This window comes from Rhizobium sp. NFR07, assembly GCF_900111905.1.
Taxonomy (GTDB): Bacteria; Pseudomonadota; Alphaproteobacteria; order Rhizobiales; family Rhizobiaceae; genus Neorhizobium.
Genome location: NZ_FOKM01000002.1, coordinates 145,498 through 168,548 on the forward strand (window position 1 = coordinate 145,498; position 23,051 = coordinate 168,548).

Annotated in this window: 23 protein-coding genes; 13 read left to right on the top strand and 10 right to left on the bottom strand. The window is 61.9% G+C overall.

Translation table 11 applies throughout. From position 1 onward, the window contains the following. Positions 1–1,134 carry a DNA replication/repair protein RecF gene (recF, locus tag BM216_RS04280; protein WP_092995540.1) on the bottom strand — a complete coding sequence of 378 codons (1,134 nt, stop codon included), beginning with the start codon at positions 1,132–1,134 and terminating at the stop codon, positions 1–3. A gap of 783 nt (positions 1,135–1,917) precedes the next feature. Between recF and BM216_RS04290 the strand changes: the two genes are divergently transcribed. Then, positions 1,918–2,451: a cupin domain-containing protein gene (locus BM216_RS04290; protein WP_092995546.1), complete on the top strand. Its 534-nt coding sequence runs from the start codon at positions 1,918–1,920 to the stop codon at positions 2,449–2,451. Then, complete coding sequence (locus tag BM216_RS04295) at positions 2,444–2,650, top strand: SlyX family protein (RefSeq protein WP_092995549.1); 207 nt, start codon at positions 2,444–2,446, stop codon at positions 2,648–2,650. The genes BM216_RS04290 and BM216_RS04295 overlap by 8 nt, the downstream gene beginning before the upstream one ends. A 10-nt stretch (positions 2,651–2,660) precedes the next feature. On the opposite strand, the gene BM216_RS04300 is transcribed toward BM216_RS04295, so the two are convergent. After that, positions 2,661–3,854 (bottom strand): low temperature requirement protein A, encoded by a 1,194-nt coding sequence (locus BM216_RS04300; protein ID WP_092995551.1) that lies wholly within the window; start codon positions 3,852–3,854, stop codon positions 2,661–2,663. Between the two features lie 202 nt (positions 3,855–4,056). Between BM216_RS04300 and BM216_RS04305 the strand changes: the two genes are divergently transcribed. Next, a complete protein-coding gene (locus tag BM216_RS04305) occupies positions 4,057–4,641 on the top strand; it encodes a LysE family translocator (RefSeq protein ID WP_092995554.1) in 585 nt (194 codons plus the stop codon). Positions 4,642–4,653: 12 nt separating this feature from the next. Here BM216_RS04305 and BM216_RS04310 read toward each other — a convergent pair whose 3' ends face one another. Continuing rightward, positions 4,654–5,271, bottom strand: a complete 618-nt coding sequence (locus BM216_RS04310; RefSeq protein WP_092995556.1) for a TetR/AcrR family transcriptional regulator — start codon at positions 5,269–5,271, stop codon at positions 4,654–4,656. A gap of 116 nt (positions 5,272–5,387) precedes the next feature. Here BM216_RS04310 and BM216_RS04315 point away from each other — a divergent pair, with 116 nt between their 5' ends. Next, positions 5,388–5,723 (top strand): putative antibiotic biosynthesis monooxygenase, encoded by a 336-nt coding sequence (locus BM216_RS04315; protein WP_244530076.1) that lies wholly within the window; start codon positions 5,388–5,390, stop codon positions 5,721–5,723. 82 nt (positions 5,724–5,805) lie between these two features. On the opposite strand, the gene dnaJ is transcribed toward BM216_RS04315, so the two are convergent. From dnaJ to BM216_RS04330, 3 genes are all read right to left on the bottom strand, one after another. Continuing rightward, positions 5,806–6,933, bottom strand: coding sequence for a molecular chaperone DnaJ (gene dnaJ / locus BM216_RS04320; RefSeq protein ID WP_092995559.1), 1,128 nt, complete (start codon positions 6,931–6,933; stop codon positions 5,806–5,808). A gap of 91 nt (positions 6,934–7,024) precedes the next feature. After that, complete coding sequence (gene dnaK / locus BM216_RS04325) at positions 7,025–8,929, bottom strand: molecular chaperone DnaK (RefSeq protein ID WP_092995562.1); 1,905 nt, start codon at positions 8,927–8,929, stop codon at positions 7,025–7,027. Between the two features lie 204 nt (positions 8,930–9,133). Then, positions 9,134–11,746 (bottom strand): transglycosylase domain-containing protein, encoded by a 2,613-nt coding sequence (locus BM216_RS04330; RefSeq protein WP_092995565.1) that lies wholly within the window; start codon positions 11,744–11,746, stop codon positions 9,134–9,136. 331 nt (positions 11,747–12,077) lie between these two features. Between BM216_RS04330 and BM216_RS04335 the strand changes: the two genes are divergently transcribed. The 6 genes from BM216_RS04335 (at position 12,078) to BM216_RS04360 (ending at position 14,201) form a co-directional block, all read left to right on the top strand. Continuing rightward, positions 12,078–12,260, top strand: coding sequence for a hypothetical protein (locus tag BM216_RS04335; protein WP_092995568.1), 183 nt, complete (start codon positions 12,078–12,080; stop codon positions 12,258–12,260). A 125-nt stretch (positions 12,261–12,385) separates the two neighbouring features. After that, entirely contained in the window at positions 12,386–12,595 is a 210-nt protein-coding gene (locus BM216_RS04340; protein WP_092995571.1) for a hypothetical protein, read from the top strand. A gap of 102 nt (positions 12,596–12,697) precedes the next feature. Beyond that, positions 12,698–12,937 carry a hypothetical protein gene (locus BM216_RS04345; RefSeq protein WP_092995574.1) on the top strand — a complete coding sequence of 80 codons (240 nt, stop codon included), beginning with the start codon at positions 12,698–12,700 and terminating at the stop codon, positions 12,935–12,937. 106 nt (positions 12,938–13,043) lie between these two features. Continuing rightward, on the top strand, positions 13,044–13,241 hold the full coding sequence (locus BM216_RS04350; RefSeq protein ID WP_092995577.1) for a hypothetical protein: 198 nt from the start codon (positions 13,044–13,046) through the stop codon (positions 13,239–13,241). Between the two features lie 288 nt (positions 13,242–13,529). Continuing rightward, positions 13,530–13,742, top strand: coding sequence for a hypothetical protein (locus BM216_RS04355; RefSeq protein ID WP_092995580.1), 213 nt, complete (start codon positions 13,530–13,532; stop codon positions 13,740–13,742). 96 nt (positions 13,743–13,838) lie between these two features. Further along, positions 13,839–14,201, top strand: a complete 363-nt coding sequence (locus BM216_RS04360; RefSeq protein WP_143102722.1) for a hypothetical protein — start codon at positions 13,839–13,841, stop codon at positions 14,199–14,201. A 16-nt stretch (positions 14,202–14,217) separates the two neighbouring features. Here BM216_RS04360 and BM216_RS04365 read toward each other — a convergent pair whose 3' ends face one another. Next, entirely contained in the window at positions 14,218–14,706 is a 489-nt protein-coding gene (locus BM216_RS04365; protein ID WP_092996907.1) for a YbaK/EbsC family protein, read from the bottom strand. A 449-nt stretch (positions 14,707–15,155) separates the two neighbouring features. Here BM216_RS04365 and BM216_RS04370 point away from each other — a divergent pair, with 449 nt between their 5' ends. Then, entirely contained in the window at positions 15,156–15,365 is a 210-nt protein-coding gene (locus BM216_RS04370; RefSeq protein ID WP_092995586.1) for a cold-shock protein, read from the top strand. A gap of 161 nt (positions 15,366–15,526) precedes the next feature. Here BM216_RS04370 and BM216_RS33255 read toward each other — a convergent pair whose 3' ends face one another. Then, positions 15,527–15,742 (bottom strand): hypothetical protein, encoded by a 216-nt coding sequence (locus BM216_RS33255; protein ID WP_143102723.1) that lies wholly within the window; start codon positions 15,740–15,742, stop codon positions 15,527–15,529. Between the two features lie 134 nt (positions 15,743–15,876). Next, on the bottom strand, positions 15,877–17,265 hold the full coding sequence (locus BM216_RS04375; RefSeq protein WP_092995589.1) for a dipeptidase: 1,389 nt from the start codon (positions 17,263–17,265) through the stop codon (positions 15,877–15,879). 240 nt (positions 17,266–17,505) lie between these two features. Here BM216_RS04375 and BM216_RS04380 point away from each other — a divergent pair, with 240 nt between their 5' ends. Continuing rightward, on the top strand, positions 17,506–19,173 hold the full coding sequence (locus tag BM216_RS04380) for an L-lactate permease (protein ID WP_092995592.1): 1,668 nt from the start codon (positions 17,506–17,508) through the stop codon (positions 19,171–19,173). Positions 19,174–19,243: 70 nt separating this feature from the next. Here BM216_RS04380 and BM216_RS04385 read toward each other — a convergent pair whose 3' ends face one another. Next, positions 19,244–19,675 (bottom strand): MarR family winged helix-turn-helix transcriptional regulator, encoded by a 432-nt coding sequence (locus BM216_RS04385; protein WP_092995595.1) that lies wholly within the window; start codon positions 19,673–19,675, stop codon positions 19,244–19,246. A 380-nt stretch (positions 19,676–20,055) separates the two neighbouring features. Between BM216_RS04385 and polA the strand changes: the two genes are divergently transcribed. After that, on the top strand, positions 20,056–23,040 hold the full coding sequence (polA, locus tag BM216_RS04390) for a DNA polymerase I (RefSeq protein ID WP_092996910.1): 2,985 nt from the start codon (positions 20,056–20,058) through the stop codon (positions 23,038–23,040). Positions 23,041–23,051: the final 11 nt, after the last annotated feature.

Below are 23,051 nucleotides of genomic sequence, written 5' to 3' on the forward strand. Positions count from 1 at the left end.
TCACTCTACGCCGGAAGAGACGGACCCGTGTGACACGGTGAAGAACTGCGCCCGCTCGCCGAGCGCCGAAAACATCGATCGGTCGGTGCCGGTCATGAAGGACTGCCCGCCCAATCCGTCGACGAGATCGAAGAGGGTCGCGCGCCGCCCTTCGTCCAGATGCGCGGCGATCTCGTCGAGCAGCAGGATCGGCGCATAGCCGGTCATGTCGGCCGTCAGCCGCGCATGGGCGAGGATCAGGCCGATCAGCAGCGCCTTCTGTTCACCGGTCGAGCAGCGGGCCGCCTCGATATCCTTCTGCCCGTGACGGACGAGGAGGTCGACACGATGCGGCCCCTCGAGCGTGCGCCCGGCGGCGGCATCGCGGCCACGTCCGTTGCGCAGCATCTCGATATAGTCGTCCTCGAGATCGGCCGCCGGACGATCCATGCCGCCGTCCAGAAAGCCTTCGAGTGCCAGCACCGGGGTGGGGAATGGGGTCTCGTCCGAATTCGCCGACAGGGTCTGCAGAAGGCCGAGCATTTCATGCCGGGCGGCAGCCATGGCGATGCCGAGCTCGGCCATCTGCGCCTCGATCGCCGTCAGCCAGGCCGGGTCGAAGCGGCCTTCGGAGAGAAGCTTGTTACGGCTGCGCATCGCCCGTTCGAAATCGCTGGCACGGCGTCCATGGGCCGGATCGAGGGACAGGACAAGCCGGTCGAGAAACCGCCGCCGGTCCGAGGATGAACCGGTGAAGAGCCCGTCCATGGACGGTGTGAGCCACAAGACGTTCAAGTGGTCGGACAATTCCTCGGTCGACTTTGCCGGGGTGCCGTTGAGGCGGACCTTGCGGCTGACGCTCTCGCCGTCGCCCGGTTCGATGCCGGTGCCGATCGCCACCTCGCCGTCCATGCCGTCGACATCGGCGAAGATGGTGAAGCCGCCATCCGCGCCGACCTTCGTGACATCCGTCAGCACAGCGCGGCGAAAACCGCGGCCGGGCGACAGGAAGGAGACGGCTTCGAGCAGGTTTGTCTTGCCGGCGCCGTTCTCGCCCGTCAGCACCACATGCCGGCCGTCGAGCGAAAGCGAGATCGCCGCATAATTGCGGAAATCCGTAAGCTTCAGCCGGGAGAGGGAAGTCTTCTGCGCCATCGGGGCCTGCGGTTTGTCGTTGGCATGGAGCTAAGGATTATGGACGGATAAGGCAAGGTTTGTGTTGGGGACATTCTATGATCCGGTTGCGTTGGGATCCCCTCACTTGCGATTTCTAACACTTAGCTAAAGCTAAGATGTTGAAATCGCTTTCTCTCCCACTAGGGGAGAGATACCGGTACCGCGCCCTCGATGCCTACCTCTCCCCCTTGTGGGAGAGGTTACAAAATCATGATCTTAGCTTCAGCTAAGTCTTAGATTTTGTTGGTGAGGGGATCTTTCTGCGCACACACCAATCCCGCCCCGAGCAGCCCACTGCCGTGGTTGTCAAAGACCCATCCGGAGAAGCGCACGCATATGCGGGGCCTCAGGGAATGTAAGTAATATGGCTCCGCATATGCGTGGCCCTCGGCGTTTTGTCGGGACTTCCGGTCCCTACGGATGATCCTCTCGCCTCGCTGCATGTGGTTTCCCACACTTGGACGGCTCAACCGAACCCGGCATGGCTGCCAGGGGAAGGCTTGATAGGAGCGGCCGCCTTGCGACAGTTCCTCCATGAGTTTCACCCCTTTCGCCCTTGCCGCACGTTACGGTTCGGACGAAAGCGCCGGCTCCCGCCTGCCCGCGAACGTCTCGCGAAACACTCCGGCGACGGAAGCGGGAGAATTCTAGGCACGGGTTCGGAAGACGGGGACGAAGAATTTGCCAAGCCATTGATTGCGCATAAGTGGCGCGCGATATTATCCCCGCCCGAGACAGCCGAAAGACCTGAAGGAGGTTCCGATGGCAGATCCGCAGCGTCCAGACTTCATTCGTCACTGGAGCGAGTTGGAAAATCAGGCGGAAAGGCATTATAGCGGGGATGACGAGCCTATGGGTTTCGGTGCGCCGCTTGCCTGGCGCTTCGGCCTGACCAGGCTCGGCATCCATCACCATCGCCTGCCGCCCGGCCGTCGCTCGTCCTTTCCCCATGCGGAAAGCCATGAAGAGGAATTTGTCTACGTGATCGAAGGCCGGCCCGATGTCTGGCTCGACGGCGTGCTGCACCCGCTGAAGCCCGGCGATTCCGTCGGATTTCCGGCGGGCACGGGCATCGCGCACAGCTTCATCAACAATAGCGACGAGGACGTGTGCCTGCTGGTGGTGGGCGAAGCCAACAAGGACGAAAACCGCATCGTCTACCCGAAGAACGCCGCGCAGCAGGCCGTCCGTCCGGATTATTGGAACGACGCGCCGGTGCGTCCCCTCGGGGACCATGACGGGCTGCCGGACAAGGTGCGGCAATGGAAGACGGCCAAGGAGAACGAAAATGACTGACGAGACGAGGCTGGTGCAGCTGGAAGAGCTTGCCGCCCACCAGGCGAAGGTGATCGAGGAGCTTTCCGACCAGCTTGCCGAACAGTGGAAAGTGGTCGAGCAGACGCGCGCCAAGCTCGACCGGCTGACCGAGCGTTTTCTGACGCTGGAGGAGACTTCCCTCGACGCGCCGGCGATCACCCGTCCGCCGCACTATTGATGCCGCCGCGCTAGGCGGCATCCCGCCGGAAGCGGCGCAGAGCCACATATTCCCACAGCGCGACGGTAAAGAGGATCGCGACGGCGAGGAACTGGATGACCACGTTCTCGGCATAGGGCACCGCCAGAAAGCTGGCTGTCGCGAGCGCGATGCCGATGACATGCGACCATGGCACCATCCGGGATGCGACGATCTTCATCCACATCGTCCCGGCGAGAAACAGGATCGGCCCGCCGATTATTGCAAGCGCGTGGTTGAACGCGCCCTTCTCGTGGGGATGGGTGATTGCGAAATCCTCGCCGACCGCGGCGAGAATGATGCCGGCGACAATCGGCAGGTGTCCGTAGGTGAAGAGATGGTGTGCCGTGGTCTGCGGCTCGCTCGTATCTTCCGCCGTCTCCGAGACCTGCTCCTGGCCGTCATGGAAATAGATCCACCACATCAGCACAGTCGACAGGAAGGCGCCGACCAGCACGATAAAGACGATCGGCCCGCCATCGGCATGGCTGGAGACGGTCTTGCCCGTGGTGAGGATCGTCTCGCCGAGCGCGATGATGACGAAGAGCGCGCAGCGTTCGGCCAGATGCTCGCCGTTGACGTCGAGCGTCTCCGGCGGCGAGGCGCCGATGCCGGGCAGCCAGTAGCGGAAGATCGGCGCCGCATATTCGATGGCGAGCGCGATGATCCAGAACAGCGCCCGGCTTTCCGGCCCGACCAGGCCGCCGCCGATCCAGAAGGCGCTCGACACGAGCAGCCAGACCGTGATGCGCACGAAGGTCATGTAGGACGCGTCATCGGTGCCCTTGAAGGCGTAGAGCGCAAAGAGCGAGCGACTGAGCTGCATCAGCGCGTAGGCGAGGGCGAAGACTATGCCCGCCTCCTCGAAGGCCTTGGGCAGCGCGATCGCCATTACCACGCCGAGGAACATCAGCCCGAAGAGCAGGAGCCGTACCGGTACGATCTCGGCATTGAGGAGATTGGTGACCCATGTCGTGTGGATCCACACCCACCAGAGCGCGAAGATGAAGATGAGCGCATCGAAGGCGATGCCGAAGGAAAAGTCGGAGGCGAGCGTCTGGGACAGCTGGATCAGCGCGAAGACGAAGACGAGGTCGAAGAACAGTTCCGGAAAACTCGCCTTCGTCGATTCGTGGTCATCCCGGCGAAGCCAGTGATGCTTGCTGTCCGTATCCGTCGCGGCCATTCCTGTCCCTCTGTGTTGCCGGGCATTTTCCGGCGATCCGGCATCTATGTAGGGCGCAGGTTCGAAAGGAGGGGAGGGCGGATCGCGATTGTTTCGCCCTTGCGGATTGACCGAGGTCAAGCCAGCCTCGGGTGAAGCTGCTATCGCTTGACGGACAGATCATGCCGGGCAATTCCGGTGGCGCCAGAGGGGTATTTCGATCGTGACAGTTCTGCAGTTCGTCCTCGCGATCCTCCTTCTCCTCTGCACGCCCGGCCCGACGAATACGCTGATGGCGCTTGGCGGTTATTCGCGCGGCTGGTTCCGGGCATTGCCGCTGATCGGCGGCGAACTCGGGGGCTATCTGCTGGTGATCGTGCCGGTGGCGACGCTTGCGGCGCCCTTCTTCCAGGCCTATCCGCAGGCTTCACTCGCGGCAAAGGGCGCGGCGGTCGCCTGGGTTCTCTTTCTCAGCGTCCGGCTCTGGATTTCCGCCAAAAAGCCGTCGGACGAGGCGCAGGATATCTCGGTCCGCCAGGTCTTCATCACGACGATGCTCAATCCCAAGGCGCTGATCATCGCGCTGGTGATCATGCCCCATGGCGATCTGGCCGCGCTGCTGCCCTGGCTCGTCCTGTTTGCCGGTCTCGTGCTTTTCGCCGCCAATGGCTGGATCCTGTTCGGTCAGCTGATGCGCGGCGCGGGCGGCTTCGCGATCAGGCCGGTGGTGATCCGGCGGGTCGCCGCCGCCTGCCTGCTGCTTTTCGCGATGATACTTGCGAGCTCGTCGCTTCAATCGCTGGCCTGAGACGAGCGCTCGCTACCTTCTCGTCTTGAAGCCCATGCAGATCAGGCGGACGGCTTCCTCGAGCTGGCCGGGATCCTCGTCCAGCCGGTCGGTCAGCAGTCGCTGCCAGGCGAAGCTGGTGACGATTTCCATGGCAAGCTTCGGCTCCACCCAGTCGGCCACCTCGCCGCGAACCTTGGCGCGGCGGAACATCTCGCCACCCTGATCATAACGGTCTTCCATATAGGCGGCGAGCGCTTGGCGGGTGGTCGGGTCTGACTGCGCTTCGGCAATGACCGAGCGAAACACGTCGCCGGCATGGCCGGTGTACCAGTAATTGAACAGCCCGCTCAGCAGCGTGAAGACATCGCCTTCGATACTGCCGGTATCGGGCGCGATTGTGTTGGTGCCGGAAGCATCGTATTTCTGCCGCTGATAGACATCGAGCAGCAGGGCGGCGCGGCTTGGCCACCAGCGGTAGATCGTCGGCTTGCCCGCATGGGCGCGCCGGGCCACCGCCTCGATCGAAAACGCGCCGAAGCCGCCTTCGACGAGGATGTCTTCGGCGGCCTGGAGGATCGCCTCCTGGCTTGCCGGATTGCGCTGCGATCCGATCGAGGTGCGCCGGATTTCGGCCGTGTCGTCGGTCATGTCTTCCTCCCGTCAGTCTCAGGCAGCGATCATAACAAAATTATCGCTTGAACGAAACGGCGCGTTTCGTTATATCGCTCATGTGAACGAAACGATCCGTTTCTATGGAGGCCGACTTGAGTGATTCCGGAAAGCATGTTGCAACCGAGGAAGAGGAACTCGTCGAAATGCTGGAAGAGGCGGAGCTGGACCTGCCGCCGAGCCCCGCACCGCGCCCCACCCCATCAAAGCTGAGATTCGCGCTTCTGATGGTGGTCGCCGTCTATCCGATCATCACCGTGCTGCTCTACGTGGTGATGCCGCTGACGGCCAATTGGGAGATCTGGCACCGGACGCTGGTGATCGCGCCGATCATGGTGTTCTCGATCGTCTTCATCGTCTCGCCGACGGTCAACCGGCATCTGGGCTGGTTCGTTGCGGGCCTGCCCATGCCGCCCCGACAGCGGGCCTGAAGGAATTCAGCCTAAAGAAAAAGCCGCCCGCGAGGATATCTCGCTGGGCGGCTTTTAATTTCTTAGGGCGATGTCGCGCCGGTCAGGTGTCGAAGAATTCCTTCATCCGGGCGAAGAAGCCGGTCGATTCGGGATTGTTCTCCTTGGACGAGATTTCCTCGAATTCCTGCAGGAGTTCGCGCTGGCGCTTGGTCAGCTTCTGCGGGGTCTCGATGCCGATCTGGATATAGAGATCGCCCGTCTGCGACGAGCGCAGTACCGGCATGCCCTTGCCCTTGAGGCGGAACTGCTTGCCGGCCTGGGTGCCTTCCGGCACCGACACGCGCGACTTCGAACCATCGAGCGTGCCGACATCGAACGTGCCACCGAGGGCTGCCGTCGTCATCGAGATCGGCACGGCGCAATAGAGATCTGCCCCGTCGCGCTGGAAGAACTCGTGCGGCGTCACCGACAGGAAGATGTAGAGATCGCCCGCCGGGCCGCCACGGGCACCGGCTTCGCCTTCGCCCTGCAGGCGGATGCGGGTGCCGTCCTCGATACCGGCCGGGATATTGACCGAGAGCGAACGCTCCTCGGTCACGCGGCCCTGGCCGTGACATTTGGTGCAGGGATCGGTGATCGTCTGGCCGCGGCCATGACAGGTCGGGCACGTGCGCTCGACCGAGAAGAAGCCCTGGGAAGCGCGAACGCGGCCCGAGCCCTGGCAGGTGCCGCAGGTTTTCGGCTGCGTGCCGGGCTTGGCGCCCGAGCCGGTGCAGACGTCACAGGTGATCGAGGTCGGAACCCTTATCTGCGCCGTCTTGCCGGTGAAGCACTCTTCCAGCGAGATTTCCATATTGTAGCGGAGATCGGCGCCGCGCTCGCGGCCACCGGCCGAACGCCTGGCGCGCCCGCCACCCATCATCTCGCCGAATATGTCTTCGAAAATGTCGGAGAAACCGCCCTGTGCGCCGCCGAAGCCGCCGCCACCGCCCATGCCGCCCTGTTCGAAGGCCGCATGGCCGTAGCGATCATAGGCCGCACGCTTCTGCGGGTCCTTCAGCGTCTCGTAGGCTTCATTGAGTTCCTTGAACTTCTTTTCAGCTTCCGCGTCGCCCGGATTTTTGTCCGGGTGATATTTCATGGCCATCTTGCGGAAGGCGCTTTTCAGCTCCTTCTCGTCAGCCGTCCTGGCGACACCCAGGGTTTCGTAAAAGTCTGCTTTGGCCATTCAGGTAACCGGCTCCGGAAACGTAGTCCGGCTGCACAAGGCAGCCGGATTTCTTAGTCGACTATCTTGGGGCGTCCGTCAACGGAGCCCGTCAGGCCGACTTCTTGTCGTCCTTGATTTCCTCGTAGTCGGCATCAACGACGCCATCGTCGTTCTTGCCGCCTTCTTCGGAACCACCTTCAGCCTGCTGGGCCTCATAGATGGCCTGGCCGAGCTTCATGGAAACTTCCATGAGGGTCTGGGTCTTGGCCTGGATATCGTCGGCGTCCGGCTCGGAGGCCTCGACCGAGGTCTTCAGGGCAGCGATGGCATCCTCGATCGCCTTGCGGTCGGTCTCGGTAACCTTGTCGCCATACTCCTGCAGAGACTTCTCGCTGGAGTGGATCAGGCTTTCGGCCTGGTTCTTGGCTTCGATGCCGGCGCGACGCTTCTTGTCGGACTCGGCATTGGCTTCGGCGTCCTTGACCATCTTTTCGATCTCGGCGTCGGAAAGACCGCCCGATGCCTGGATGCGGATCTGCTGTTCCTTGCCGGTACCCTTGTCCTTGGCCGAAACCTGGACAATGCCGTTGGCGTCAATGTCGAAGGTGACTTCGATCTGCGGCATGCCGCGCGGTGCCGGCGGCAGGCCGACGAGGTCGAACTGGCCGAGCAGCTTGTTGTCTGCAGCCATTTCGCGCTCGCCCTGCGACACGCGGATCGTCACGGCCGACTGGTTGTCGTCCGCGGTCGAGAAGACCTGGGACTTCTTGGTCGGGATCGTGGTGTTGCGGTCGATCAGGCGGGTGAAGACGCCACCGAGGGTCTCGATGCCGAGCGACAGCGGGGTCACGTCGAGCAGCAGGACGTCCTTGACGTCGCCCTGCAAAACGCCGCCCTGGATTGCTGCGCCGAGTGCGACGACTTCATCCGGGTTGACGCCCTTGTGCGGCTCCTTGCCGAACAGCTGCTTGACGACTTCCTGTACCTTCGGCATGCGGCTCATGCCGCCGACGAGAACGACTTCGTCGATCTCGGCAGCCGTGACGCCGGCATCCTTGAGCGCTGCCTTGCACGGTGCGACGGTGCGCTGGACGAGATCGTCGACCAGGCTTTCGAACTTCGCGCGGGTCAGCTTCAGCGTCAGGTGCTTCGGACCGGAGGCGTCAGCCGTGATGAACGGCAGGTTGATTTCGGTCTGCTGCGCGGACGACAGTTCGATCTTGGCCTTTTCGGCAGCTTCCTTGAGGCGCTGCAGGGCAAGCTTGTCGTTCTTCAGGTCGATGCCCTGGTCCTTCTTGAACTCGTTGGCGAGATATTCGACGAGACGCATGTCGAAGTCTTCACCGCCGAGGAAGGTGTCGCCGTTGGTCGACTTCACTTCGAAGACGCCGTCGCCGATTTCCAGAACCGAGATATCGAACGTACCACCGCCCAAGTCGTAGACGGCGATCGTCTTGCCGTCCTTCTTGTCCATGCCGTAGGCAAGGGCAGCCGCGGTCGGCTCGTTGATGATGCGCAGAACTTCAAGACCTGCAATGCGGCCGGCATCCTTGGTTGCCTGGCGCTGTGCGTCGTTGAAGTAGGCAGGAACCGTGATGACGGCCTTTTCGACCTTCTCGCCGAGGTAGGATTCAGCGGTTTCCTTCATTTTCTGAAGGATCATCGCGGAAACCTGGGCGGGGGAATAGGACTTGTCGTGAGCCTTGACCCAAGCGTCGCCGTTGTCGCCCTTGACGATGTCGAAGGGAACGAGGCCCTTGTCCTTCTCGACCGTCGGGTCTTCGAAGCGGCGGCCGATCAGGCGCTTGACTGCAAACAGGGTGTTGGTCGGGTTGGTCACAGCCTGGCGCTTGGCCGGCTGACCGACGAGGCGTTCGCCGTCTTCGGTAAATGCGACCATGGAGGGCGTGGTGCGCGCGCCTTCGGCGTTCTCGATCACCTTCGCGTCCTTGCCATCCATGATGGCGACGCAGGAGTTGGTGGTGCCGAGGTCGATGCCAATTACTTTTGCCATTTCTTCTCTCTCCTTTAAGCGAACTGTCTGGACCCCGAGAGGCGTTCCGGTGACAGTTCCTCGACTGGGATGGTCTTTGCATTGTCGCAGCATCGGCTGCGGTCATGCGGCGTATATAAGGACGGGTTTTTCGGACTGCAAGGCAGGAAATCGCCTGCCTTCCGGCAAAAAATAGCGTTTTTTCGATTGCCTCTTTCGGTGGCCCTACTGGCCCATGATGACGTCGAGAAGCGTCGTGCGGCGAGTCTGCTGCGGTTGGTAGACATGTCCGCCGTCCGGACCGACGTCTGCAGGGGGCATCATGCCGCCGCCGACATCGCCCGGAGGCACCGGTCCGCCGGCATCGTAAGGGCCGCGATACTGGCGATAATCGCGATATCCGCCGCGCTGGTCCGCCCGCGCATTGCCGCCGCCATAATTGCCGTCACGATAGTCGCGCGGCGGGCGATTGTCATAGCCGGCATTGCCGCCGCCCGTATCGCACACTGCGTTGTCGCCATAGGGGCAGGGGATCGCCCGAGCCGGTTCGGGATAAGGCTGCTGATTTCCGCGCCGCTGAGCGGGCTGCTCCAGTGCGGCCTTCGACCGGTCCGGGATGCGTCCCGGGACCTGCTGCTGCGGGGAGGCCTGCTGGGACGGCGCTGCGGGAGCCGGCGGGAAGGCGTCCTGCGACGGGTAATCCTGCTGCTGCTGGCCCGAGCCGGGAATGATGCCCGAAATGATGTCGCCGATCGAGGTCGACGGAGACTGTTCCTGTTCGGTGGCCGGCGGCAGGGCGAGGCCGTTGCTGGAGCCGAACAGCGGCGTCGGGCTGTAGCCGTGCATCGCGGTCGTCATGTATTCCTTAAAGGCCTTGGCCGGCAGACCGCCGCCCGTCACCTTCTTCATGAAGGTGCCGTCATCGTTGCCGAACCAGATGCCGGTCGTCATGATGCTCGTGTATCCGACAAAAAGCGCGTCGCGGAACGACTGGGTCGTGCCGGACTTGCCTGCGACCTGCCAGCCGTCGAGCCTTGCGGCGCGGCCGGTGCCGTTGTTGACGACGCCGTTCATCATGCTGTTCATCGCGGCCGCCACCGGTTCGCTGAGGACGCGCGGCGGATTGCTGTAATCGGCCTCGTAGAGAACCTTGCCGTCCGGATCGGTGATCCTTTTCACGATATGCGGCGTCGCCTTGTAGCCGCCGTTCATGAAGGAGGCGTAGGAAGACGTCAGCTCGACCAGCGAGACTTCCGACGTGCCGAGCGCGATCGAGGCATTCGGCTGGATGTCGGAATCGACGCCGAGGCGATGCGCCAGCGAAATGACCTTCTCCGGCGTCATCGCCATGACGAGCTGCGCCGCGACCGTGTTCAGCGAATGCGCCATCGCATAGGATAGCGGCACGGGGCCCTTGTATTCCTTCTCGTAGTTTTCTGGCGTCCAGTTGCCGATCCTGACCGGCGCGTCGTTGACGATCGTCTCCGGCGTATAGCCACCTTCCAGGGCCGCCGCATAGACGAAGGGCTTGAAGGCCGAGCCGGGCTGACGCTTGGCCTTGGCGGCGCGGTTGAACTGGCTTTCGGCATAGTCGCGGCCGCCGACGACGGCGCGGATGGCACCTGTCGCATCGACGGAGACGAGGGCTGCCTGCGAGGCGTTGAGCTTCTTGCCTTCCTTGTCGAGGATGTCGTTCAGCGACTTGCTGGCCGCGTCTTCGAGCCGAGTATCGATGGTCGTCTCGACCGTCACGTCGACCTTCGGCTCGCCGATCAGGCTTTTGACCTCGTCGACCACCATGTCGGCGGCGTAGTGCTGCGGACCGGACCAGTAGCTCTTGGCCTTGGCCGGCGGCTGTGCCATCGCGGTGTTATAGTCGCTGTCGGTGATATAGCCTTCCTCGCGCATGGTGCCGAGCACGACCTTGGCGCGCTCTTTCGCAGCCTCCGGGTCGCGTGCCGGGGAAAGGCGCGAAGGTGCTTTCAGAAGACCGGCAAGCGTGGCGGCCTCGCCGAGACTGATCTCCTGCGCCGACTTATTGAAATAGCGGCGGGATGCGGCTTCGACACCATAGGCGCTGGACCCGAAGAACACCCGGTTCAGGTACATGGCCAGGATCTGGTCCTTGCTGAACTTGTGTTCCAGCCAGAAGGACAGGAGCACTTCCTGTATCTTGCGCTCGAAGGTACGGTCCGGCGACAGGAACAGGTTTTTCGCGAGCTGCTGGGTGATCGTCGAACCGCCCTGGATCGGCTGGCCGGTCAGGTTGTTGACGAAGGCGCGGGCAAGCCCGAACGGATCGACGCCGAAATGCGAATAGAAACGCCGGTCCTCGATCGAGATGACCGCCTGCGGCAGATAGGGCGACATCTGTTCCAGCGACAGCGCCTCGCCGCCGGTCGTGCCGCGATTGGCGATGACGGAGCCGTCGATCGCGGTGATCTTCATGTTCGGCGGGCGATCGGGAATGGACCAGGTGCTCGCCGCCGGCATCTGCGCGCCGTAATAGAGCACCAGGCCGCCTATGCCGATCGCGCCCCATATGCCGAGCACGACGCACCAGTAGATGAGCCGGCGCAAGGGCGCGAACAGTCCGCCGCCGCCGTCATCGCCGTCGTCGCGGCGGTCCTTGCGCTTGGAAGCCTTGGCCGGCTTGCCGCGGTCACGCCGGCTGTTTTCGGAGCGGGATTGGGATTTGGGCTCGGACCGGGCGCGCTTCGACGTCTTCCGCTGGCCGCCGATACGATCGTCGGAATCCAGGCGAAATTCTTCGTCGTCTTCCACTTCGTCTTCGAAGGAAGGTTCGACGCGTCTGTCTGATCTGCCCTTGGCTGCCATATGGGCCGGCGGTCCCCGTAATATGCGCGTATCGGGAAACAATCCCGACAACAATCTGTGGCCCTCTGCTCCCAGAGGCCCTCGCTGGACTCTAAATGCGGCGATTTAAGGAGGTGTAAAAGGCAAACGGATGGTAAAGGGAGGAAGGGGTTATCGAGTGAACTGTTTTGTAAGGAAGCGGAAACCTTGCGAATACGGGCCTTTTCAAGGTTTTCCGGGTTTGGTAATATGAGTAAATGCTGAAATAAAGAAGACGTGAGACTTGGCATCCGATGCTGCGCGAGAGAGGAGCTTGCGCAGTCTCTGCATGGAGGCCCTGACGGAGGGAGCAATGCATAAGATCGTCGAAGCTGTGGTGCGTAATGGCGACCGTCGCACCCCGATCGGCCTGATGACCATCAAGCAGGCGCTGGAGATGGTCGAGAGGTCGAATTTCGAATTCAGCCATCCGGAACATGAAGCGGGCAGGACGGATATATTCGTCAGTCGCGATGTTCTTGCCAAAATGATCTGACCCGATGTCATGGCCGGATCCCGTGGATGAGAGAATGCAACCCGGCGGCGAACGCGCATTCGTGATTTGGGCGATCCGCCCCGGCATGCCATTGTTTTTCACGCAACAAGCGAAAGGAGAATGACATGAAGACATTTCTCGTCGTCGCTGCCGTGCTCGGCCTGACGTCTTCCGCAGCCCTTGCGGAATGCGCCGGTCACAAGGTCACGGCCTCGAAAGAGGTGGACAAGGAGTTCACCACCGCAAGCATTGCGACAACTCCGGCCCAAGCGGAGTTGAAACAGGCGGGCCAGCAGGCTGAACCCGCCAAGGAAGCCCAGAATACCACGGAATAATCGAAACCTCCGCGTCGGGCTCCTTCGTCCGGCGCGGATCAGTGGCTGCGTGGAACATCTCGCGCCGCGCGGGATTGTCTTCTCCAGACCGAGGAGAAGAACATGGCCAAGAAATCCCTGACTGCAGGTTTTACCGGCGACGTGGACGAGGACGAACGCGTCTCGACCAAGACGAGAACGGCGATCGCCAGGGCCAAGGACGAAGCCGGCATGGTTGCCGCTCACGCGGCCGATCATCCAACTGCAACCGGTTCCGCGATCGTTGCCGTAGGGCTTGTGGGACTGGCGATCGGCTATCTACTTGGCGCCACCTCCGCATCGCGCTCGGGCCGCTGGCACTAACGGTCAAGCGACCGATGCCCGCCTCGGCTAGATTTTGGCCGGTCAATTCCGGGAACCAAGCGCCGGGATCACCGTTGGACTTTCAGGAACCTGAAAGGAGGCGAACATGCCGAACAGAGATCCTATTCCGACGCCCACATCCGATACGCCGAGAGGCCCTGTTCCCACTGGCGGCGTTCCCGACAGGACCCAGGAAAAGCCGCCGTTGACGCCGGCGCAGGACAAGGGCGACAGCAAGAACCCTCAGGATCCTACGCTGGATCCGGCACTTCTGCCGGTCGGCGATCCTGCCGGAATGGCTTAGCGTTGAGCGCTTTTACACAATCTCTACAGATCCTATGGCGGGCCAGCATTGTGCCCGCCATAGGCGCGTCAGGACAGGCGTTAAGCCCCAAGATTGTACCCGCGTTAACTTGTTGTTGATCTTTAGCCACTGCGTCTCCAAATTGGCGCCGCTGTGGTTGGGGTTAAGTCAGTCTGACGTGGACATGAGACGGGTGATTTGAAGCCGGCTCCGTTCATCGTCTTTTTCGAGCTGCCCGATTCTGCCGACATGAAAGTCTGCGATGGGCTTTAGATCGGGAGGATTTTGATGCCGACGCCGTTGATCCGTAATCCAGTTAATCCGGAACAGCTTACGCTTCTCCAGGAAGTGTTCGATACGACCTGCTCGGAACACGAGATTGAGAAGGATAGCCCGGATGCGGAAGCGCTGGCGCTGATCCTGGTCAACTCTCTCCAGAAGGGTTCGAGCGAAAAGGACCAGTTGGAGGCGTTGGCCGAGGCCCTGGTTCAGAGCCGCTGAGCGGTCCCGCACATCTCCATATCTTTGCCTTGGCGGGGAACCGATCGCGGACTTGAAAAGTTGACTGGTCTCTCGATCAACCTCATGGAGGCCAGCATGGCAGATACAGTCAAGAGCTTCACCCCGAGCAACAAGACCCCGTCCTTCGATCATCAGCCGAGCGAGATTTCCGACGAGATCCAGGGCCTGCGTTCGCAGATCGCCGAGCTGAGCTCGCTTCTTTCGGAAAAGACCGGCATCGTCTACGAGCGCGTGGCCGATCGCGCCAGCAGCGCGGCGAATTACGTCTCGTCCGAAGCAAGTTCCGTTGCCGGCACCATCAAGGAGCATCCGGCGGCAACCACGACGCTGTTCACGCTGATCGGGGCAGTCGGTTTTGCGTTGGGCTATGCCGTTGCCACCGCGACGGCCGAAAGCAAGCAGGCCTGGTACCAGCGTTATCTCGGCGATCGCTTCTGATCGTTCGAAGGGCGCGTTAAGCGCCCTCAGCCTCTTGCGGACCCGGTTCCTGGGCGATGTCTATCCAGATGCCGCCCGTCAGTTCCGCCATGCGCGCCGGGCTGATGCGAACGGCGGCATTCGTTGCGCCAGCAGCCGGAACGACCTCGTCAAACCGCTTCAGGGAAATGTCGCAATAGACCTGTAGCGGTGTTTCGAGCCCGAACGGGCAGACGCCGCCGACCGGGTGGCCGGTGATTTCGGCCACAGTCCCGGCATCCAGCATGCGCGGCTTGGAACCGAACTGCGTGCGGAACTTGCGATTGTCGAGCCGCGCGGTGCCGGCCATGACGACGATCATTGTTTCCTCGCCAGCGCGCAGGCAGATGCTTTTGGCGATCTGGTCCGGCTCCACCTGGTGGGCCGCGGCCGCGAGTGTCACCGTTGCGGAGCTCTCCTCAGTGACGATCACTTTGATATCCGGAGAATGCTGGGCGAAGAAGGCGCGAACTGACTGAAGGCTCATGAAGCCAACATCGCCCATGAACCGATTTTGGGCAAGCCTCTCGAGAGCTATGCATTCGACGCATTACTGCGGTGCGAAATCGTGTCTGTTTTTTAAGCGCGCCTCCTGTATATTCAAACCATCGAAGGACGCACTCCTCCTCCCAGTGTCCTTCGTGGGGCCGACAACACCTCCTCCTCCCGGTTGTTGGCCAGATTCAGAAGCCCGACGCACCTCCTCCCGCGTCGGGCTTTTCTGTTTTTAAAGCACGGTTGGGAAATCTCGCAGCGTCGCGTCAATCTTGACGGGCATGTGAGCAAGCCCTAAGTGCCTTGCATCGAAATTTGTTTGATGGCCAGCACTTGGCTCCTGCCTCGCCTGCGACGTTCTACTCTGCAAAGTTCGAAATTAAGTTAGTTCTTCTCCGCAAGGAGTGGGACGGTCGGTCATTGCACTAGAAAGGCATCGATATGGCGACGGGTACGGTAAAGTGGTTCAACGCAACCAAGGGCTATGGTTTCATTTCGCCGGATGATGGCGGTGCGGACGTTTTCGTTCACATCTCTGCAGTCGAGCGCGCAGGCCTCGGCCAGCTCAACGACGGTCAGAAGCTCTCCTACGAGCTGACGACGGACCGCCGTTCGGGCAAGGTTGCTGCTGACCAGCTGCAGTCTGCCTAATCAGCTCCAGGCATCTGCCTGAGCAATGAAGTTCGCGGTAGCCCTGCTGCCGCGAGCTTTTTTTATGAGCGGTCTTTGGGAGCCGGGAAGCGAAACGCCATGCCCGCAGCCCGTTGCAGCCGTCGGGCTTGAAATCGCCGCCGCCGCCCACCATCTACCATTCAAGCAGCGTTCCGATGCATGCCGCGATGAGCAACCGAGATGTCGCGCGCGGCGAAAAGGCAGATACGGGAAACCGTGCCGTCCCGGAACAGGCTCAGATTCGCGTTAACGCTGTCTTTACCTGTTTTAGAGATGATGAATGCTATAGCCGCCTGGACCGAAAGGTCCGGAAATGCGGCGGCATCGGAATGCTTGCCCCGTTTTGCAGTGACCACGGATGTACTGGCACGAAGGACGGGAGTGGAAAGGTCGGGCTTGCCCGGCCTTTTTGTTTTTCAGGCTTCTGTTTTTTTACCCAAGTTGCACGTTAAGCGGCCCCACCGGGGCAGGGCCGCTGCGCAGAAACGTCTCAGGAAGCCAGTGCCGTCATGATGCGGGCCCAGGAGCGGATGCCCTTGTGGAACGACTTGAGGTCGTATTTCTCGTTCGGCGAATGGATGCGGTCGTCGACAAGGCCAAAGCCGACCAGCAGCGAATCCATGCCGAGCATTTTCTGGAAATCGCCGACGATCGGGATCGAGCCGCCCATGCCGATGATGACGGCCGGGTTCTTCCACTCGTCCGACAAAGCGCCCTTCGCCTTGGTCAGGGCCGGCGAATCGTAGGAGAGCTGGATCGCCGGCGAACCGCCATGCTCATGGAATTCGACCGTGCAGTCGCCGGGGATCTTCGAGCGGACATAGGCGCGGAAGGCTTCGCGGATCTTTGCCGGATCCTGCTGGCCGACGAGGCGGAAGGAAACCTTTGCCGAAGCCTGGGCGGCAATCACGGTCTTGAAGCCTTCGCCGGTATAACCGCCGGTAATGCCGTTGATTTCGGCGGTCGGACGCGCCCAGGTGAGTTCCAGCACGGAACGGCCCTTTTCGCCGGACGGAATGGACAGGCCGACGCCGCCGAGAAAGCTTTCCGAGCTGCGGCCGAGCTGTTCCCAGCCCTCCTTGATATTGGTCGGGGTTTCCTCGACGCCTTCGTAGAAACCTTCGAGCGTAACGCGGCCGGTCTCGTCATGCAGGCCGGCGAGGATGTCGGTGAGGATATGGATCGGGTTCGCCGCAGCGCCGCCGAATAGGCCCGAGTGCAGGTCGCGATCGGCGGCCTTGACGGTGATTTCCTCACCCACGAGGCCGCGCAGCGCTGCCGCGATCGCCGGCGTGTCGCCGTCCCACATGCCGGTATCGCAGACCAGCGCATATTCGGCCTTCAGTTCCTCTGCATTGGCTTCGAGAAAGGGCTTGAGCGACGGCGAGCCGGATTCTTCTTCGCCCTCGAACAGGATCGTAACCTTGATCGGCAGCTTGCCATGGGTTTCCTTGTAGGCGCGGCAGGCCTCGACGAAGGTCAACAACTGGCCCTTGTCGTCGGCGGTGCCGCGGCCGGTCAGAACCTTGCGGCCGGGCGACAGTTCCTTGATCTTCGGATCGAAGGGCGAGTCTTCCCAGAGCTCGATCGGATCGACCGGCTGGACGTCATAATGGCCGTAGAAGAGAACATGCGGCGCGTCGGCGGTTGCGCCGTCGTGATGGGCAACGACCATCGGATGGCCGGCCGTGTCGCGAACCGAAGCCTCGAAACCGATGCCGGTGAGCTCGGTCACCAGCCATTCGGCGGCCTTGCGGCAATCGTCCTTGTAGGCCGGATCGGTCGAGATCGACTTGATGCGCACCAGCGAGAAGAGACGCTCGATGCTGGCATCAAGGTTCTGGTCGGCGCGATCGAGAACGGCGGAAATATCGGTCATGGAAATCACCCTGTCTTTGAGCGGGCGGTCGCAACGAGGGGCGGCCGGCTTCCGCGCCCCGAGTGTTAGCAAGCAAGGGCGGCACGGCACAATGGCAAATGCCGTTTCAATCGACGCCTGCCACCCTTCATATCGCCGGTATGCAACTTTGGTCTTGGCATGCAACTCTGGACTGCTGGCGTTGTCGGGTTGTATGTTCCGGGATCGGACAATATTCCGTCCGGCCTTGGGAGGGGCGTCATGTGGAATCAAGTTTATGATCCTTTGGGCAGCCCCGTGCTGTCCACCATTCTTGCTGCAATCCCTGTTCTCATTCTTCTCGGCCTCATCGCCACCAATGTCGTCAAGGCGCATGTCGCCGCCATTATCGCGCTGATCATCGCCAATCTCATCGCCATATTTATCTTCACCATGCCAGTTGGCATGTCGCTGTCTGCAACCGTTCTCGGCGCCGTGACCGGCTTCTTCCCGATCGGCTGGATCGTCTTGAACGTCATCTTCCTCTACCGGCTGACGGTGGAGAAAGGGCAGTTCGAGAAACTGCAGCAGACGATCGGCAGCGTAACGGACGATCGCCGCATCCAGTTGCTGCTCATCGCCTTCGCCTTTGGTGCATTCTTCGAGGGCGCCTCGGGCTTCGGCACGCCGGTTGCCGTCACCGGTGCGATCCTGATAGGTCTCGGTTTTTCGCCGCTTGCGGCATCCGGCCTGTCGCTGATCGCCAATACGGCGCCGGTCGCCTATGGCGCGCTCGGCACGCCGATCCAAGGCCTGTCCCAAGTGACGGGCATCGATCCCTACCTGCTCGGCGCCATGGTGGGCCGGCAGCTGCCGTTCTTCTCCGTGTTGGTGCCGTTCTGGCTGATCTGGGTCTTTGCCGGCCGCAAGGGCATGATGCAGATCTGGCCGGCCATTCTGGTGACCGGCGCATCCTTCGCCATCTCGCAATTTGCGATTTCCAACTACATCAACCCCTGGATCGTCGACATCGGCGCCTCGCTGATCTCGATGGCCTGCCTGATCGGTTTCCTGCAGGTCTGGCAGCCGAAGGAGGTCTGGACCTCGCCCAAGCTGCGCGGCCATGACATTTCCGATGACGGCACGCTCAAGGAGGCAAAGCCCGTCATCCGCCCGTCGCCGAAGGAAATCCGCGCCGCACTCACGCCCTGGGTGATCGTCTGCGTCGTGCTGCTGATCTGGGGCACGGGCTTCTTCAAGTCGGCGGTCAATTCCTGGGCGGTGTGGAATTATCCGGTGCCAGGCCTCGACAAGATGATCGCCAAGATGCCGCCCGTGGCACCTGGGCCGACTCCGGAAGCTGCGACCTTCTCCTTCACCTGGCTGTCCTACACCGGCACGGGCATGTTCATAGCGGCGGTGCTCTCGGGCTTGGCCATGGGCTTCACGCCAATCGGGATGCTGAAAACCTATGGCCAGACGATCAAGCTCTGCGCTTATTCGCTGATCACCATCGCCGCCATGCTGGCGCTCGGTACGCTGACGCGCCTGTCGGGGATCGACTCGACCCTCGGCTTGGCATTTGCCGCGACGGGCGTGCTCTATCCCTTCTTCGGCACGTTGCTCGGCTGGCTGGGTGTCGCGCTGACGGGGTCCGACACGGCGTCGAACATCCTGTTCGGCAACCTGCAGAAGGTGACGTCGGAACAGCTCGGTCTGTCGCCCATCCTGATGGGTGCTGCAAACTCCTCCGGCGGCGTCATGGGCAAAATGATCGACGCCCAGTCGATCGTGGTTGCCTCGACCGCGACCGGGTGGTTCGGCCACGAGGGCAGCATCCTGCGCTTCGTCTTCTGGCATTCGATCGTACTTGCTTGCCTTGTCGGCGTGCTTGTCACGCTGCAGGCCTATGTCTGGCCGTTCACCGCCATGGTGGTGGTGCAGCCGTAAGCCAGGCAGGAACCGATGCGAAAACGCCGCCCGGAGCAGTTCGGGCGGCGTTTGTGTTCTCCGGGAGAATTCAGGCCTTGCGGCTGTTGCCTATGATGAGGCGCATATATTCCATCATCAGTTCCCGCTCGAATGTGCGGAAGCCGGCAAACAGCGCGCTGTCGGCCTCTGCGGCGGCTTCGAGGGCATTCGCTTCCAATGAGCGGCCAAGGTCGGTCAGGCTGATGATCTGGGCGCGCTTGTCGCGCGGGTGGGGTGCGCGGGCGATCAGTCCGTCCCGTTCCATGCGGGCGAGCGTATTGGCAAGCGTCGCCTGCTCCACCTCAAGCTTGTCGAGCAGCTGCTTCTGCGTCAGCCCGTCCTCCTGCCATAGCTCCAGCAGCACCGGAAACTGGCCGGGCGAGAAGCCGAGCACGACGGCCCGCTTCTGCAGCGATCGCGAAAATACCCGGGCGAGCTGGCCGGCCAGATAGGTGGCCGACTGCGAACGATCAAATCCCATGGCCTCGGTCCTTACCCTCCCCACGGGTTGCTGGCACGCGATGATTTCGAACACTGTGATAGCGGCTCGGAATTGGCAAGATGTGTGCTGGGCGAGACACAAAAAAACGCCACGGCCGGGAGGGGAACGGCCGTGGCGTCGGATGGGAGGACAAAGGCCCGGAGAGGGGGATGAGCCTTTGCCCGGTCTGAAGAGGCGGGGGACGAGCCTTCTGTCAGACTGCGGCGTGATCAATCGCCGGTGACCTTGAAATGTGAGGCGGAATGCGGCTTTTCAAGGGAAGCGTGGATTACAATTCGGTAACGTTGCCGGGAGCTGTGAGACCTTTTCGATCACAAGTTTTCATGGACGCCGCGCATGGGTCACGCTATGCCATGCCCATGAAAAAAGGCGATCATCTCTTCCTCGTCGACGGGTCCGGATTCATCTTCCGCGCCTTCCATGCTTTGCCACCGCTGACGCGCAAATCGGACGGTCTCCCGATCGGTGCCGTGTCGGGTTTCTGCAACATGCTGTGGAAACTGCTGACCGATGCGCGCGACACCTCGGTTGGGGTCACGCCGACGCATTTCGCGGTCATCTTCGACTATTCGTCGAAGACCTTCCGCAAGGACATCTATGACGCCTACAAGGCAAACCGCTCGGCGCCACCGGAAGAGCTCGTTCCGCAGTTCGGTCTCATCCGCCAGGCGACGCGCGCCTTCAACCTGCCCTGCATCGAGACCGAAGGCTTCGAAGCGGACGATATCATCGCCACTTATGCCCGCCAGGCGGAGGCCACAGGCGCTGACGTTACGATCGTTTCGTCCGACAAGGACCTGATGCAGCTCGTGACGCCCACGGTCCACATGTATGACAGCATGAAGGACAAGCAGATCAGCATTCCCGACGTCATCGAAAAATGGGGCGTTCCGCCGGAAAAGCTGATCGACCTGCAGGCGCTGGTGGGTGACTCGGTCGATAACGTGCCCGGCATTCCGGGCATCGGCCCGAAGACGGCTGCCCAGCTTCTGGAGGAGTTCGGCGACCTCGATACGCTTCTGGCACGCGCCGGTGAAATCAAGCAGGTCAAGCGTCGTGAGAGCATCCAGACCTACGCGGAGCAGGCGCGCCTGTCCCGCCGGCTCGTCGAGCTGAGAACCGATGTTCCGCTGGAGCTCGACCTCGGGGCTCTTGTGCTTGAGCCTCAGGATGGACCGAAGCTGATCGGCTTCCTCAAGGCCATGGAATTCGGCACGCTGACGCGCCGCGTGGCTGCTGCCTGCGACTGCGATGCGAATGCCATCGACCCCGTCACCATCGAGGTGGAGTGGGGCGCTGACGCCCGTGGTCCGGATCTTGATGCCGCGACATCGGGTGATACTGGCGATGCGGCTGCAGATGCGCCGGCGCATCCCGCCAAGACGGCCGTCGCCAAGGGCACAGACGGCGCCACACCGGCTGAGTTTGCCGCCACCCGCATCGAAGCCTTTGCCAAGGCAAAACTCGATACCGAGAATTACGTGACGATCCGCGATGTCGAAGCGCTCGACGACTGGATCCGCGCTGCGCGCGAGACCGGCCTGGTCGCCTTCGATACGGAAACCAACTCGCTCGACCCGATGCAGGCCGAACTGGTGGGCTTCTCGCTCGCCATCGCCGACAATACCGAGAATCCGTCCGGGCTCGAGGTGCGCGCGTGCTACGTGCCGCTCACCCATAAGACCGGCGTCGGCGATCTTCTCGGCGGCGGCATGGCGGAAAACCAGATCCCGACGCGCGATGCGCTGGATCGCCTGAAGCCGTTGCTGGAAGATCCGGCAGTGCTCAAGGTCGCGCAGAACCTGAAATTCGACTATCTCGTCATGAAGCGGCACGGCATCACGGTCGAGAGCTATGACGATACGATGCTGATGTCCTACGTGCTTGACGCCGGCAAGGGCAATCACGGCATGGACGGCCTGTCCGAGCGCTGGCTCAATCACAAGCCGATCGCCTTCAAGGATGTTGCAGGCTCCGGCAAGAGCGGCGTTACCTTCGATTTCGTCGATATCGACCGGGCGACGACCTATGCGGCTGAAGATGCCGATGTGACCCTGCGTCTCTGGATGGTGCTGAAGCCGCAGCTGGCCTCCATGGGCCTGACACGTATCTACGAGCGGCTGGAACGTCCGCTGGTGGAGGTTCTGGCGCGCATGGAGGAGCGTGGCATTTCCATCGACCGGCAGATCCTGTCGCGCCTTTCCGGCGAACTGGCGCAGAAGGCGGCCGCCTTCGAGGATGAGATCTACGAACTGGCCGGCGAACGTTTCACCATCGGTTCGCCGAAGCAGCTCGGCGACATCCTGTTCGGCAAGATGGGCCTGCCGGGTGGCGCAAAGACCAAGACCGGCCAGTGGTCCACCTCGGCGAGTGTGCTGGAGGATCTTGCTGCCGAAGGGCACCCGCTGCCGCGCAAGATCGTCGACTGGCGCCAGCTGACCAAGCTGAAATCCACCTATACGGATGCGCTGCCGGGCTATGTCCATCCCGAGACGAAGCGGGTTCACACGTCCTATTCGCTGGCCTCGACCACGACCGGGCGCCTGTCGTCCTCCGAACCGAACCTGCAGAACATTCCGGTGCGCAACGCCGAGGGCCGCAAGATCCGCACGGCCTTCATCGCATCGCCCGGCCACAAGCTCCTGTCAGCCGATTACAGCCAGATCGAGCTGCGCGTGCTTGCCCATGTGGCCGACATTCCGCAGCTGCGTCAGGCTTTCGAGGACGGCATTGACATCCATGCGATGACGGCGTCCGAAATGTTCGGCGTGCCGGTGGAGGGCATGCCGAGTGAGATCCGCCGACGCGCCAAGGCGATCAACTTCGGCATCATCTACGGCATTTCCGCCTTCGGTCTGGCCAACCAGCTGTCGATCGAGCGGTCTGAAGCCGGCGACTACATCAAGAAGTATTTCGAGCGTTTCCCGGGCATCCGCGACTACATGGACTCGACGAAGGCATTCGCGCGCGAGCATGGCTATGTCGAGACGATTTTCGGCCGTCGTGCGCATTATCCCGAGATCAAGTCGTCCAACCCCTCGATGCGCGCCTTCAACGAGCGGGCGGCGATCAACGCACCGATCCAGGGATCGGCCGCTGATGTCATTCGTCGCGCGATGGTAAAGATGGAGCCCGCGCTGGCTGAGGCCGGACTTGGCGATCGCGTGCGCATGCTGCTGCAGGTGCATGACGAACTGATCTTCGAGGTCGAGGATGGAGACGTCGAAAAGGCGATGCCGGTGATCGTTTCGACCATGGAACAGGCGGCCATGCCGGCAATCTCGATGAAGGTTCCGCTGAAGGTCGATGCGCGCGCCGCCTCCAACTGGGACGAAGCTCACTGATCGAGTGAGCT

Excerpts from the sequence above, each read along its gene's own strand:
- BM216_RS04290 (WP_092995546.1), top strand. The coding sequence starts at position 1,918 with ATGGCAGATCCGCAGCGTCCAGACTTCATTCGTCACTGGAGCGAGTTG.
- BM216_RS04370 (WP_092995586.1), top strand. The coding sequence starts at position 15,156 with ATGGCGACGGGTACGGTAAAGTGGTTCAACGCAACCAAGGGCTATGGT.
- BM216_RS04295 (WP_092995549.1), top strand. The coding sequence starts at position 2,444 with ATGACTGACGAGACGAGGCTGGTGCAGCTGGAAGAGCTTGCCGCCCAC.
- BM216_RS04350 (WP_092995577.1), top strand. The coding sequence starts at position 13,044 with ATGCCGAACAGAGATCCTATTCCGACGCCCACATCCGATACGCCGAGA.
- dnaJ (WP_092995559.1), bottom strand. The coding sequence starts at position 6,933 with ATGGCCAAAGCAGACTTTTACGAAACCCTGGGTGTCGCCAGGACGGCT.
- BM216_RS04345 (WP_092995574.1), top strand. The coding sequence starts at position 12,698 with ATGGCCAAGAAATCCCTGACTGCAGGTTTTACCGGCGACGTGGACGAG.
- BM216_RS04330 (WP_092995565.1), bottom strand. The coding sequence starts at position 11,746 with ATGGCAGCCAAGGGCAGATCAGACAGACGCGTCGAACCTTCCTTCGAA.
- BM216_RS04355 (WP_092995580.1), top strand. The coding sequence starts at position 13,530 with ATGCCGACGCCGTTGATCCGTAATCCAGTTAATCCGGAACAGCTTACG.
- polA (WP_092996910.1), top strand. The coding sequence starts at position 20,056 with ATGAAAAAAGGCGATCATCTCTTCCTCGTCGACGGGTCCGGATTCATC.
- dnaK (WP_092995562.1), bottom strand. The coding sequence starts at position 8,929 with ATGGCAAAAGTAATTGGCATCGACCTCGGCACCACCAACTCCTGCGTC.
- BM216_RS04310 (WP_092995556.1), bottom strand. The coding sequence starts at position 5,271 with ATGACCGACGACACGGCCGAAATCCGGCGCACCTCGATCGGATCGCAG.
- BM216_RS04365 (WP_092996907.1), bottom strand. The coding sequence starts at position 14,706 with ATGAGCCTTCAGTCAGTTCGCGCCTTCTTCGCCCAGCATTCTCCGGAT.
- BM216_RS04380 (WP_092995592.1), top strand. The coding sequence starts at position 17,506 with ATGTGGAATCAAGTTTATGATCCTTTGGGCAGCCCCGTGCTGTCCACC.
- recF (WP_092995540.1), bottom strand. The coding sequence starts at position 1,134 with ATGGCGCAGAAGACTTCCCTCTCCCGGCTGAAGCTTACGGATTTCCGC.
- BM216_RS04360 (WP_143102722.1), top strand. The coding sequence starts at position 13,839 with ATGGCAGATACAGTCAAGAGCTTCACCCCGAGCAACAAGACCCCGTCC.
- BM216_RS04375 (WP_092995589.1), bottom strand. The coding sequence starts at position 17,265 with ATGACCGATATTTCCGCCGTTCTCGATCGCGCCGACCAGAACCTTGAT.
- BM216_RS04335 (WP_092995568.1), top strand. The coding sequence starts at position 12,078 with ATGCATAAGATCGTCGAAGCTGTGGTGCGTAATGGCGACCGTCGCACC.
- BM216_RS04385 (WP_092995595.1), bottom strand. The coding sequence starts at position 19,675 with ATGGGATTTGATCGTTCGCAGTCGGCCACCTATCTGGCCGGCCAGCTC.
- BM216_RS04340 (WP_092995571.1), top strand. The coding sequence starts at position 12,386 with ATGAAGACATTTCTCGTCGTCGCTGCCGTGCTCGGCCTGACGTCTTCC.
- BM216_RS04300 (WP_092995551.1), bottom strand. The coding sequence starts at position 3,854 with ATGGCCGCGACGGATACGGACAGCAAGCATCACTGGCTTCGCCGGGAT.